At 35.3% G+C, this 13995-nt stretch carries 8 protein-coding genes; 6 read left to right on the top strand and 2 right to left on the bottom strand.

Features of this window, described 5'->3' with window-relative positions; genetic code table 11:
* Positions 1 to 62 precede the first annotated feature (62 nt).
* Positions 63 to 1925 carry an ABC-F family ATP-binding cassette domain-containing protein gene (locus H6X70_RS12405; RefSeq protein WP_194768010.1) on the bottom strand — a complete coding sequence of 621 codons (1863 nt, stop codon included), beginning with the start codon at positions 1923 to 1925 and terminating at the stop codon, positions 63 to 65.
* 154 nt (positions 1926 to 2079) lie between these two features.
* Between H6X70_RS12405 and H6X70_RS12400 the strand changes: the two genes are divergently transcribed.
* From H6X70_RS12400 to H6X70_RS12375, 6 genes are all read left to right on the top strand, one after another.
* On the top strand, positions 2080 to 2832 hold the full coding sequence (locus H6X70_RS12400; protein WP_317171470.1) for a polysaccharide biosynthesis/export family protein: 753 nt from the start codon (positions 2080 to 2082) through the stop codon (positions 2830 to 2832).
* 10 nt (positions 2833 to 2842) lie between these two features.
* The gene (locus tag H6X70_RS12395; protein WP_194768008.1) at positions 2843 to 5299 is read left to right on the top strand and encodes an exopolysaccharide transport family protein; all 2457 of its coding nucleotides are present in this window, start codon (positions 2843 to 2845) and stop codon (positions 5297 to 5299) included.
* A 260-nt stretch (positions 5300 to 5559) separates the two neighbouring features.
* The gene (locus H6X70_RS12390; RefSeq protein WP_194768007.1) at positions 5560 to 6453 is read left to right on the top strand and encodes an ABC transporter permease; all 894 of its coding nucleotides are present in this window, start codon (positions 5560 to 5562) and stop codon (positions 6451 to 6453) included.
* Between the two features lie 119 nt (positions 6454 to 6572).
* Positions 6573 to 7853, top strand: coding sequence for an ABC transporter ATP-binding protein (locus H6X70_RS12385; RefSeq protein WP_194768006.1), 1281 nt, complete (start codon positions 6573 to 6575; stop codon positions 7851 to 7853).
* Between the two features lie 9 nt (positions 7854 to 7862).
* Positions 7863 to 8522 (top strand): class I SAM-dependent methyltransferase, encoded by a 660-nt coding sequence (locus H6X70_RS12380; RefSeq protein ID WP_194768005.1) that lies wholly within the window; start codon positions 7863 to 7865, stop codon positions 8520 to 8522.
* Complete coding sequence (locus H6X70_RS12375; RefSeq protein ID WP_194768004.1) at positions 8515 to 9435, top strand: glycosyltransferase family 2 protein; 921 nt, start codon at positions 8515 to 8517, stop codon at positions 9433 to 9435. Before H6X70_RS12380 ends, H6X70_RS12375 begins: the two co-directional genes overlap by 8 nt.
* 78 nt (positions 9436 to 9513) lie before the next feature.
* On the opposite strand, the gene H6X70_RS12370 is transcribed toward H6X70_RS12375, so the two are convergent.
* A complete protein-coding gene (locus H6X70_RS12370; RefSeq protein ID WP_194768003.1) occupies positions 9514 to 13533 on the bottom strand; it encodes an Ig-like domain-containing protein in 4020 nt (1339 codons plus the stop codon).
* Between the last annotated feature and the right edge of the window lie 462 nt (positions 13534 to 13995).

The following is a 13995-nucleotide window of genomic DNA, read 5'->3' as shown; positions in this document are numbered from 1 at the left end:
AACCATCAACCATCAACCATCAACCATCAACCATCAACCATCAACCATCAACCATCAACCAACTACCCCTCCAACTTCGAAGACAGTTCAAACCAGCGTTCTTCTTTTTCTTCTATGGTATCAATTATTTTCTGTAAATCCAGTGAAAGTTTGTTGATCTCGTCTTGTGATAAATCGGGATTATTAAATTTATTTTCCAGTTCCTTTTTATCGTATGTCAGCGATTTTAATTTACTTTCAATGTTATTAAGTTCTTTTTCTTCGTTGTACGATAGCTTTTTTGCTTCATTTTGTTTCCAAGACTTGTTGTCTTTTTTTTCTTCAGTAACAGCAGCAACTACAGGCTGGCTATCTTCATAAACCCTATAATCGGTGTAGTTTCCAGGGAAATCTTCAATAATACCTTCGCCTCTAAAAACAAATAAATGATCGACAACTTTATCCATAAAGTACCTGTCGTGAGATACTACAATAATACATCCGGGGAAATCTAAAAGAAAACTTTCAAGAACGTTTAGAGTAACAATATCTAAATCGTTTGTAGGTTCATCCAGGATTAAAAAATTAGGATTCTGAATTAAAACAGTACATAAATACAAACGTTTACGTTCGCCACCACTTAGTTTTTCAACAAAATCGTATTGCTTTTTTCTGCTGAATAAAAAGCGCTCTAAAAGTTGTTGAGCACTTATTTGGCGTCCTTTTTTTAAGGGAATATAATCTCCAAATTCTCGAATAACATCAATAACCTTTTGTTCTGGTTTTATGGTGATTCCATTTTGGGTGTAATAACCAAATTTTATGGTGTCGCCTTTAACCACCTTTCCCGAATCTGGCAGAGCAGATTGGGTTAAAATATTTAAAAAGGTTGTTTTTCCTGTACCATTTTTTCCAATAATACCAACGCGTTCCCCTTTTTTAAAGGTGTAATCGAAATTATCTAGAATGACTTTATCTTTAAACGCTTTTCCAACTTTATGAAATTCTAGAATTTTACTCCCTAGGCGCTCCATATTGAGTTCCAATTGCACTTCATGGTCGTTTCTACGTTGATGCGCACGGTGTTTAATATCGGCAAAATCGTCGATTCTAGATTTCGATTTGGTTGTTCGCGCTTTGGGTTGGCGGCGCATCCAATCCAATTCTTTTTTAAAGAGTTGTTTGGCTTTACCAACTTCTACAGCAGCTTGCTCAATTCTAGCTTCTCGCTTTTCAAGGTAATAGGAATAATTGCCTTTGTAGCTATACATTTGGCCTTCGTCCAATTCAATAATTTCATTACAAACACGTTCTAAAAAATAACGGTCGTGTGTCACCATAAAAAGGGTAATGTTTTCCTTGGCGAAAAAGGCTTCTAACCATTCAATCATTTCTAAATCTAAATGGTTGGTAGGCTCATCTAAAATTAACAAATCGGGTTTGTTAATTAAGGCATTGGCTAAGGCTAAACGCTTTTTTTGTCCGCCAGAAAGGGTGCTGACTTTCTGACTTAAATTTTCAAGCTTAAGTTTGAAGAGAATTTGTTTGTATAAAGTCTCAAAATCCCAGGCCTGATTGCGTTCCATGGCTTCAAAAGCCGTTTGATAGGTTTCGGTGTCTTCCGGATTTAAAAGGGCTTTTTCGTAGTTGGCAATCACTTTTAAAATGGGGCTGTCGCTCGCAAAAATAGTTTCTTCAACCGTTAAAGCAGCGTCAAATTTAGGGTCTTGCGAGAGGAAAGATACTTTTATATCTTTTCTGTAAATTACATGACCAGAATCGGCTTGGTCATCACCAGAAAGGATATTTAAAATGGATGTTTTTCCAGTTCCGTTTTTTGCTACGAAGGCAATTTTTTGATCTTTGTGGACACTAAATGAGATATCTTCAAAGAGTACATGTTCTCCGTAGGATTTTGATATGTTTTCAACAGTTAAATAATTCAAAGTCTATTCTTTTTTGCAAATAACGGACAAAAAACCAAAAAAAACGGCATAAGTTTTATTGTTCAAGGCGAAAACTTATATTTGTGCCAAATCAATGAGCCTTAGTATGAAGCGATGTTTCCTTGTAGTGTTAATCATTATAAACACTCTTTTTGTGTCTTGTATTACTACAAAAGATGTTGTATACCTTCAAGATAAAGGCGATGGCACAGATAGTATTTCGGTAATGAGAGAAATACCAAAGCCTTATAAAGTACAGGTAAACGACATTTTAAGTATTAATGTAAAAGCATTGGATGAAGATCTTGTTAAGATTTTTAACCCTGTAACCACCACCACTACAAATTCTGCAAATCAAGACCCATCATCGTTATATTTTAATGGGTTTACGGTTGATGTGCATGGTCGAATTAAGTTTCCTGTTTTAGGTGAAATTACGGTTTTAGGTTATACCACTACAGAGATTGAAAAATTAGTAAAAGACGAATTGCTTGATCAGTATTTTAAGGAAACCGCCGAGTTATTTGTAACGGTTAAGCTGGCAGGTTTGCGTTATACGGTAACAGGCGATGTTACTACTACAGGCGTTTATACGCTTTATCAAGATCGTGTGAATATTATTGAAGCTTTGGCTGAAGCTGGCGATATTACGCTAACAGGAAACAGACGCGATGTTTTAGTGGTGAGGCAATATCCTGACGGACAAAAAATTCATCATATCGACTTAACCGATATTAAAGCTATGAATTCACCCTACTATTACATACAGCCCAATGATATTATTTTAGTAAAACCACTAAAACGTAAATCTATTGGTGCCGGCCAAACAGCCATTCAAAATTTAACAACCATAATGTCGCTATTGGCTGGGGTGGTATCTATTTATGTGTTAACCAAGAACCTTTAATTGCTAGATTATGACGGACGAATTTGAAGTTTCTGACTCGGCATCCAGTTTCGATATAAAAAAGTTCCTCTTTAGGGCTTTAAGCTATTGGAAGCTGTTTTTACTGCTTTTAATAGTGGGTACTTTCTTGGTGTACCAAAAAAACATACGGGAAGAGTTTTCATACCGTTTGGGTACAAAACTGTCTGTAGAAGACGATAGTAACCCGTTATTTACCTCAAATGCTAGTTTAACCTTTAACTGGGGAGGTGTTACAGCAAAAGTACAAACCTTAATTGTTACGCTTAAATCGCGAACGCATCATGAAAAAGTTGTTGATCGTTTAGAATTTTATAAATCTTATTTGGAAGAAGGCCGTTTTAGAAAGCAGGATATTTATAAAGCAGCACCATTTCGGTTCGATCAAGATTATAATTTCCCTCAGTTAATAAATATTCCTGTAAAAATTACTTTTTTAAACGCCGATGCTTTCGAGTTGGAAGTCGATTTTACAGAGCCCCGCGTGTCTGTTCAAAATTTTAATACCAAAGAAATTTCTAAAGTTGATGTGACTGTAGGGCTGTTTAAAAAACAGTATAAAATAGGCGAACCCATCCATCTCCCTTTTTTTAAAGGAGTATTAAGGTTAGCTGAAAATAGAAATGCATCAGCTGGAGCCGTTTATTTTATTCAGTTTAATGATTTTGATGAGGTTGTAGCTAGTTATAATTCGAGAACAAATGTTGTAAATACGAGTAGTTCACCCATTATAGATATTTCGTTAACCGATAAAAACACCGAGAAAATTGTCGATTATTTAAATACGATAGTCGATGTTTTAAGTGAAGACCAACTCAACAGAAAAAATCAATACGCCACAAATGCTATTCGTTTTATTGATGAACAAATAGCGCGTGTTAAAGGGGAATTGTCGTTAAATGCTGAAGCTTTAAATGCATACAGAAAAGAGAATAAGATTTTCAGTTTAGATGATGAAAGTCTCATGCTTAATGATAAGCTAACCAAATTAGATGAAGAAAAGGAAGCTGTAAATAGGCAGCTTAATTATTATGAAACGCTTCAACGTTATTTGTTAACTAGCAATACGTTTACGGAAATTCCTGCGCCATCAATTGCAGGTATAGAAGATGCAAACATTTTAATTAATGTATCTAAAATTAACGAGTTGTCTGTACAAAAATCGAAGTTGCAATATTCTGTTAGAAGCGATGCTTCCGTTTTTAATGATTTGAATCGCCAAATCGAAGGACTTAAAAATGTGCTTTTAGAAAATATTAGTTCGGCAACAAATGGTTTAAAGCAAGATTTAAAAGCGGTACAAAATAATTTAAGTCGGGTTGAAAATCAATTTAGTAAACTTCCTGAAGATCAGCAACAGCTAATAACAATCGAACGTCAATACACATTAAGCGAGCAAACTTATAATGTGTTTTTAGCCAAACGCGGTGAGGCCGAAATTATAAAAGCATCCAATGTGTCTGATATTTTGGTTATCGATCCTGCTAAAAATACGGGTGCAACAGTATTGGGAAGGAATTTGAATATACGTTATATTCTCATGTTTTTTGCGGCATTACTTATTCCAATGATCATTGCATTTGTATTAACTTTTATAGATCATAATATTCATAGTCCGATGGATATTGAAAAATTATCTTCTATTCCGCTTTTAGGAGTTATTGGAAAAAACAATCTTAACGACAATTTGGTTGTACACAGAAAACCTAAATCGGCTGTAGCCGAAGCATTTCGTGCCATCCGAACCAATTTACAGTATTACTATAAATCTCAAGATTTACAAGGCGCAAAAACTTTAATGATAACCTCGTCGGTTAGTGGTGAAGGTAAAACGTTTTGTTCTATAAATATTTCTACAGTTTTCGCTTTAAGCGGAAAGAAAACTATTTTATTAGGATTAGACCTTAGAAAACCTAAGATATTTGGCGATTTTAAAATTAATAATGATGTTGGGGTGGTTAATTATTTAATTGGCCAGAAACCATTAGAAGACGTTATTCAAAAAACAAAAATTGATCATTTAGATGTGATTGTTTCGGGACCTATTCCTCCAAATCCATCCGAGCTTATTATAAGCGAAAAAATGCGGGAACTTATTACCGATTTAAAAACAAAATACGATTATATCATTCTAGACACACCTCCGGTTGGTTTGGTGGCCGATGCTTTAGAACTGTTAGACTTTGTTGATGCCTCGCTTTATGTGGTAAGACAAGACTACACTAAAAAAGGGATGCTTAATTTTGTGAATGAAAAATACAAAACCAAACAAGTTAAAAACATCAGTTTGGTTTATAATGGTTACGACCAAAAAGCAAAATATGGTTATGGCTATGGTTATGGCTATGGTTACGGTTATGGCTACGGAAACTATGCGAATGGCTATCATGAGGAAGATCAAAAGAAATCAGGATTTTGGTCGCGTTTAAAGTCCGTTTTTAAAAAGTAATATGAAAAGGTATCGTCAAATATAAGTTAGGCGTTGCGGCTATTTGAAAAGTCAATTAAATTTGATTTGTCAGGTTGCGCTTGTCGAAACCGATATTGGTTAGCAATCAGTTAAAAATATTTAGGCAAATTAATAAGACACGAAGTACACTTTTCAGAAATCTTCTTATTCTAAAGACTTGATTTTACATGCCGATGAGATGCGAAATAGGTTAATTGCTATTAAGATAATAAAGCTAAAAATATAAATACTCACAATTCTTGAACAAACACGAAACAGACGATTGGTTATATACCATTTCTCCACGAAAAGGCGTTTTAAACCTAAATTTTAAAGAAATTTGGGCTTATCGAGATTTGTTGCTGCTTTTTGTAAAACGAGATGTGATTACCCTTTATAAACAGACCATTTTAGGGCCGCTTTGGTATTTTATTCAGCCTTTATTTACTTCTGTAATTTTTACTTTGGTTTTTAATAACATTGCCGAAATAAAAACAGGCGATGGGGTACCTCCGTTTTTATTCAATTTAGCAGGTATTAGTGCATGGAATTATTTTAGTGCCTGTCTAAATGGTACCAGCGATACCTTTAAAAAAAACCAAGGTATTTTTGGTAAGGTGTATTTTCCAAGGGTTATCATGCCTATGTCTACGGTGGTTTCTAACCTTATTCAATTTGGTATTCAATTTTTAGTATTTATTTGTTTCTATTTATATTTTGTTTTTTTTACGGATGCCGCGTTGCAAACCACAATAAATAGTACCGTATTACTATTGCCCGTGTTGGTGTGTATTATGGCATTATTAGGTTTGGGTTTTGGAATGATAATTTCATCCATGACCACCAAATACCGCGATCTTAGCTTTTTAGTCACTTTTGGAGTGCAATTGTTAATGTATGGCTCGGCAGTTATGTATCCTTTGTCTTTAATTGAAACAAAAGTTATTGAGGGTACGATACCAGAATGGGTTGGGCATTTAATAAGTTATAACCCCATGACCACCGTTATTGAATTGTTTAGACACATGATGCTAAATGTTGGCGATTTTTCAGTGGGGAAATTAATTTATGCTGCCTTTGTTAGTATAGCCGTGTTTTTATTAGGTTTGATTGTTTTTAATAAGACAGAGCGTCAGTTTATTGATACGGTATAAAAGGGTTAAAAGTTATAAAGTTATAGAGTTAGAACGTTATATAATGTTAAAAGAGAATATTAAAAAAATATAAATTCTATTTATATTTTTTAACCAAAAACCAAAAACCAAAAACCCCAATGCGCGACATTATTCTAAAAGCCGAAAATATAAGCAAACAATACCGTTTAGGTCTTATAGGAACGGGTACGATTAGTCACGATTTAAATCGTTGGTGGTATCGCGTACGCGGAAAAGAAGATCCTTATTTAAAAATTGGAGAAACTAACGACCGAAGCAGAAAAGGAGATTCAGATTATGTTTGGGCATTAAAAGACATAAATTTTGAAGTTAAACGCGGAGAAGTTCTTGGCATTATAGGTAAAAATGGAGCAGGGAAATCTACCCTATTAAAAATACTCTCTAAAGTCACCAGTCCTACTACAGGCGAAATTAAAACCAAAGGCCGTATTGCATCCCTTTTAGAAGTAGGTACAGGGTTTCATGGTGAAATGACAGGAAGAGAAAACATCTTTTTAAACGGTGCTATTTTGGGGATGACCAAAAAAGAAATCGCTTCAAAAATTGATGAGATTATCGCGTTTTCAGGTTGCGAACGTTATATCGATACGCCTGTTAAGCGTTATTCTTCAGGAATGACGGTGCGTTTGGCTTTTGCGGTAGCCGCTTTTTTAGAACCCGAAATTTTGGTGATAGATGAGGTTCTTGCAGTAGGCGATGCCGAATTTCAAAAGAAAGCCATTGGAAAAATGCAGGATATTAGCCAAGGCGAGGGGCGTACGGTTTTGTTTGTGAGTCATAATATGGCTGCTGTAAAAAGTTTGTGCACACGAGCCATTGTTTTAGAACATGGTAAAACTGTTTTTGAAGGCGGTGTGGATGCGGCGGTAGATTTTTACATTTCTGAAGCGAATACTATTGGAAAAAAAGAAGTGGTGTTTGATAAAACCCACAGAAGAAGTGGGGGACATGAAAACTTTGAGCTTATTAAAATAGTGGCTATTAAAGATAAAACAACTATTAGAGGCGAATTAAAGTTTGACTTGTATTTTAATGTGAAGGAAGATTATGCTCAAAATATTTGTATAACAGGTTCTATATGTGGTATTGATGATACAAGGATAGGTTCCTTTTTTTCATCTTCGGTGAAAGTTAAGCGAGGAGAAAATATTATAGAGTTAAATATTAATAACCATAATTTATCTGTTGGTGTTTATTATTTAAATATAGCATTATCTAGTGGTCGAATAGAAGATTCTAATTTGGAAATGTTAGACCATGCATACCAGGCAATTGCGTTTGAAATTTTTCAATTAGAAAGTGATGGCGATTATATTTCAAAATGGAATAAAGGATGGGGAAATTTATTTTTTCCGTCAGAAATTATTATTAAAAGATAATTAGAGCTAATGGCAGGGTTTAATAATTCATATATTGGATTAAGGAGTGATTTGTTGAAATTTATTCCAAATGGTCAGCATGTTGTATTGGATGTAGGTTGTGCTACTGGCGTTAATGGACAGTTTTTACTTGATAATGGAAAAGTGTCTTCGGTAACAGGAATTGAATTCGATGCAGATATGGCTAAAATTGCTGCTAAAACCAATTCTAAAGTGTTATGTGGTGACCTAAATCAAGATATATTTATTAAATCTATTTTAGATTTGGATGAGCAATATGATTTTATCCTTTTTGGTGATATACTTGAGCATCTTTATAATCCGCAACACGTTCTTGCAACATTAAAACAAAAATTAAAACCTAAGGGAAAGATTATTATTTCTTTACCAAATGTTGGTCATCTAGAATTGTTTATTCAAGTTTATATAAAAGGAACTTGGCCTCAAAACCCTAGAGGGATCTTTGACGCCACCCATTTAAGATGGTTTACAAGAAAAGATGCCTTTTCTTTAGTTTCTAATTCAAAATTAAAGGTTGTTTCTTATGAACGAAAATATAGATCAAGAGATGCTATCGGTTCTAAATTTAAATGGCCTTATAAAGTATTAAGAAAAATAAATAAGGATTGGGTAACTTTTCAACATATAATTGTTTGTGAGCATGAATAAAAGCGTAACAGTTATAATTGTAACATACAACGGCATGCCATGGCTTCCTAAATGTTTGAAGAGTTGTGATAATTACCCAGTTGTAGTAGTTGATAATGCCTCCACGGATGGGACAGTTCATTATATAAAAAAACATTTTCCTGAAGTAACGCTTTTAGAGCAAAATGAAAATAAAGGTTTTGGTCAAGCCAATAATATTGGAATAAGGCATGCTTTAGGTCAAGGCGCAGATTATGTGTTTTTATTGAATCAAGATGCTTATTTGGTTGATTCTGTTTTGGAAGAACTAATCGGGTTTCATAAAAAAAATGAAGCCTACGGCATTCTAAGTCCGCTACATATCACAGGGGATTCAAAAAGATTAGATCATAATTTTTCTAATTATATGTTTAAAGAAAAAACAGGACAGTTCTATTCCGATTTTGTTTTAGGAAACCCTATTCAAGAGGTTTATGATGTTCCGTTTGTAAATGCTGCAGCTTGGCTAATTTCAAAAAAATGTTTAGAAACTATTGGTGGCTTTGATCCTTTGTTTTTTCATTATGGAGAAGATGATAACTATTGTCAGCGTGTCTTGTATCACGGTTTTAAAATAGGAGTTTTACCAAAAAGTTATATTATTCACGATAGAGGTGATCGAAAAAAAAGCAAGGTTGTAGAATTTAGTGAAGCATATTATAGTGCTGTAATTCGTTCGTTTAAATTAAAACATGCTAATTTATTGACACCTATAGAAATTGATAAAGATATATTAAAGCTAAAAAAAGCAATTTTTAAATTAATGCTTCAAGGACGATTTCAACGCGTAGCTCATCAAAAGAAAACTTTAAAATTGATGATGCACGCTAAATCTGAAATATTGAACAGTAGAGTAATCAATGCAACGAAATCTGCACATTATTTAGGGCTGTAATCGACAAAAAAAATCTCAGATTAAAAATTAACCTGAGATTTTAAAACTGTAATGGTTTTTAAAGTGTTCTTTAAACTATTAATTACGATTAATAATTAAAGTTTCAGCAAAACTCGTGTGGTCTCCAACGATATGAATCACATATGCGCCAGCAGGGATATGACTAATATTGATGGTTTTACTAGCATTTAATGTGCTTATATGTCTGCCTGTAAAATCGTAAACCGTTATTTTTTCAGAACCATCTAGATTTGAAATGTTTAACACATCTGATGCTGGATTCGGATAAAAACGCACTGTTTTTGCCTCATGGTCATCCACAGATAAAGTACCACAGGTCATATTTGCAGCATGATCGCTAGTGACTTTAATTAACTCTATTTTATCCATGTTCCATTGCCAAACATCGGCACCAGAAGCAGTAATTTTGAAAGTATGGCTACCTGCGCTAACTTGCATTGGTGCACAAGCAATATGTGTGCCTGGAGTTGTCCATGCACCTGTAGTTGCAAAAGTGTCGGTAGAGAAATCGGTGCCATTTATGGTTCCCGTAACTTCAGTATTACTTCCAGGTGTGGCATAATGGTAGGTTACTTGATAATAGCCTGTTTCTGGGATGTTTACGGTGTATTCAGCCCAATCGCCAGTGTTGCCATAGTCAATCCAATCGCCATTTACTCTAAATCCTAATCCTGGGCCTCCCCAAGAGCTATCATCTTCTGTACCTCCTGTGTTGGTTAAATCTTCAGCTTCAATAACTAAACTATTACTAGGATCAACAAAAGTAATGGTACTTGTGTCTTGCAAACCACCATCTACAGCCGTTGCAGTAATAGTAACTGCGCCTTCTGTAATGGCTGTAACTAGTCCGTTAGCATCAACGGTAGCGATATTAGCATTAGAAGTCGACCAATTAATTGTTTTATTACTTGCATTTGCAGGTAAAACCTTTGCCGATAATTGTATAGCATCCGATGTAACCGCATAAGCAGAGCTTGGCGACACCGTTACACTTGTAATCATTGTAGGCTGATTAATTGTTATGTCATTATCACATGTAGAGATAATTGTGGTGCCATGAGTCAACTCAGCACGTAATTTATAACCCGTACCAGGTGCTGGTGCATTGGCTAAAGAGAAAGACACAGGAACGGTTTCTAAACCTTGAGCATTTATGTTAATCGTGTTACTTGCTAAAACATCGGCACCCTTAACTAGTGCAATATATAACTCACGAGCTCCATCGATATTAACGTTGGCTGTAAAGTCGATATTAGTAGTTGCATCAAAATCAGTAGGCAACGCATCACAGAAAATGGTCTCTTGCCCAGCAATACCAACGGTAACAACAATATCATCTTTAATGTTTGTGCCTTTTACAGTAGCTGTAATAGTTGCTGTTTCACCTACTTTTTTACCAATAATGGTTCCGTTAGAAACAATTTCCACAACGCTTTCATCTGAAGTTGTCCATTCCACTTCTGGAGCCACAGTTGGTGTAGGGGTGAATTCAACATTCAAATTCGTATTAGTATAGTGCTGAACAGTAATAGAAGCACCTTCAATTATTGAAATAGCTGTTACTGTTGAAGCTTGATAAGGTATAGCATTAATAGTGATGGTAGCAGTAATCGAGCTATTTGCCGTACTTGTAGCTGTTATAGTTGTGCTACCAGAGTCTGCCACAGCTGTTACTATGCCGTTTTCATCGACAGTAGCCACGGCTTCATTAGATGACGTCCAAGTTAAACCTTTATCTGAAGCATCTTCAGGAGTAAATATAGGTGCTAAACCTAGAGTTTCTCCGTTCATAACATCTTCAGAAGCTGAATTAAATGCTAATCCAGTAATTGGCGAACCGCCATTGGTTCTACCCGGATCGGTTGTCATATCGAATACCTGAATCATTAATGTTGTAAACTCAGCCGCTTGATATCTTTCAAAAGTTACGGTATTATTACCATCTTGAAGATATTCAATAGGGCATTCTAGTTCTAAAACACCAAACCATGCACCTTTAAAGTTTCCTAAACCATAACCACGTGTATTGGCAATATAATTATCGGCTTGTACAATAACGTCGTTTCCGTTTACGGTAAGCTTTTTAATTTTCATTCCAGGATTACCATCGTTAGGGTTCGGGAAGAATCCTCCAACTCTAATAACGGCTTCCCCATGTGTAGGTTTTACTACGCCAGAAACGGTAGTTGTAATACTAGGGGTTGAAGCGGTATGACACAATTGCGTACCACGATCGTTTTTCGCATTTCCAGCAAGTGGAGCACTCATGTACTTTGTTTCTTCCGATTCTTGATCGATTAGCACATCGTTAGCAAACGTATAATCTAAAACTATGGTAGAGTTTGGTTTTAATGTCACTTGAGCAGGTGCCGTCGTCATATTAGCAACAGTATATTGCGTGTAACCCGCATCACCTTTAAAAATATGACGTAACTCTACGTTTTCAATGTTATTACCTGATAAACCAAAAGTGTTTAAGTTAATTGATTTGTTATCATCTATCGAGTTGTTTAAAATAACATAAACGTGTTTGCCGTTAACGTAAGCATCCACCTGTACATCAATATCATTGGCTTTGGTGTCTATACGTGTACCTTCAACATCTTTCCATAATTCAAAAAAGTGAATAAGGCCAGACCATTCCCAACCACCAGTTGGTTCGTTCATCGTCCAGGTGTTAGGGTCTCCTGTCCATGATCCTTTAGGCTCCATTAGTGTTGCACCGTCATAGCGCACTACATTATTACCTTCAAAAAAGGCGCCCCAAACAGCTTTTACAGGTGCAAAAGGCATACTATAAACCACATGAGATGGACGTTCTAAAAATTGCATCATCATTTGGTTAAACGGTTTAATGTATAACCAATCACGTTTCCCATCACGCCATTCAGGTTTGTTAATCATTCCAGAATTAACGGTACCAAATTCAGACATTATAATATCCTTTTTTTGTCCAAATAATTCGTTGTCATACCACTCAAACAAGTCCAACATAGCTTCTACATGACCTCCTGAACGGGTGTTTGCCTTGTTTCTTTGTGGATCTTCCTGTGGCCAATCGTACAAGTGTACGCCGTAAAAATCCATATCAGCTCCCGTATAGTCAATAAAGCCTTGGTACATATAATCCCATTGCCACCAATCTTTGGTTCTGTTTTCCCAAGCTTTTGGCCAAACGGCTAAACCAACCCCAGGGTTTGGGATGCCACTACCTACGCCAGAAAGCATGTTGTCGTATAGCAAATTAGCTTCAGCGCTAGAGTTATCATACCAAAATTGACCATCGGTTCTACTTGGTATTCCATCTTGTTTGTAAAAATCGAGTTGCCCTAAGCACATTCCACCAATTTTAGGAGCATTAGCACCTAATTTTGCACGAATGTCTTGAGCGACAAGTTTGTGATATTCCCAGTTTTTCTCCATACTAGAAACAATCATACCAAAAGAAGGGTTCATGTAATTCATATCGGGCTCATTATAAATTTCCCAATAGGTTGGTAGTTTTTCACCAATTTGTCCAGGAGTTTGGGCATAATAATTTGCCAAATATTTAGCTACCCAATCTGCCGCAGCATCGGTGTCTTTTACAAACCAACCACCTGCACCTTTACCAAAACCAGGGTGCCATGATAAATTAGGGTACATAGGTGTGTGGTCGTTAACCCCCATAATCATATGAGATTTACCCTCGTATTGATGACGATTGGCGAAGTCTTCAGATTCGTACCATTGTTTTAAACCATTTCCATGTACCTTCATTTGCTCTTCATTTGCCCAACCCGGTTTGTTTGGGTCTTCTTCCACATAGTGCATTTTCCAGGTTGCCGATCCTGTTTCACGGCCAAAGTAAACGTCTAGATCGTTAATAAGGTAATTTAATTTGTCTTCATGACCTGTCCAGTCTCCTTCGGGTAAAGAAGAGTGAATCGTCATACGACGTTCACGTCCAAATCTTGATTCTCCGTCTACGGAGTGTTTCATGTTAAGGTTTACATCCACATCAACCTGTGCAAATAGGCTAACACCTAAAAGTGTCAAGGTTGAGGCTAATGCACCTTTTCTAGTAAAAAGTTGCATAAATTAGAATTTTAGTTTTTAGTTATTGTTGGTGTTTTTTTTTGTGATTATTAAAACAGAGGACGAATTATTGATAATTTATCTTTATTAAAACGCTGCTGTTGAAGTATTCGCAAAATCAACGTGTGCAATATATAAATAGAGATAGGAGGCAAAATAAAACTGAACTAGACAAAAACTAGACAGAATTATATTTAATTTAAGATGCTGGTTTGTAGGTATTTAGCTGTTATCTAGTTTTGGTCTATGCTATTTAATTCTTTAAGTATCTAGAAATAAACACAACAAATATGCTTTTTAAGGCCATATTTAATGTGATTTGAAAGAAAATACACGATATATTATTCGTTTATCTATGGATTTTGGACATTATAGTAATATTTGAAGTTTTTTTATTTGTAGAATATGTTATAGGTGAGGTATTTAGGTTTGGGTAGAATGAATATTTCGATAGCGTTCTAA

The organism is Tamlana sp. I1, from assembly GCF_015355625.1.
In the GTDB taxonomy this organism is placed as follows: domain Bacteria; phylum Bacteroidota; class Bacteroidia; order Flavobacteriales; family Flavobacteriaceae; genus Pseudotamlana.
The sequence above is the reverse complement of the archived record's forward strand: the minus strand, read 5'-3'. Positions and strand labels throughout refer to the sequence as shown.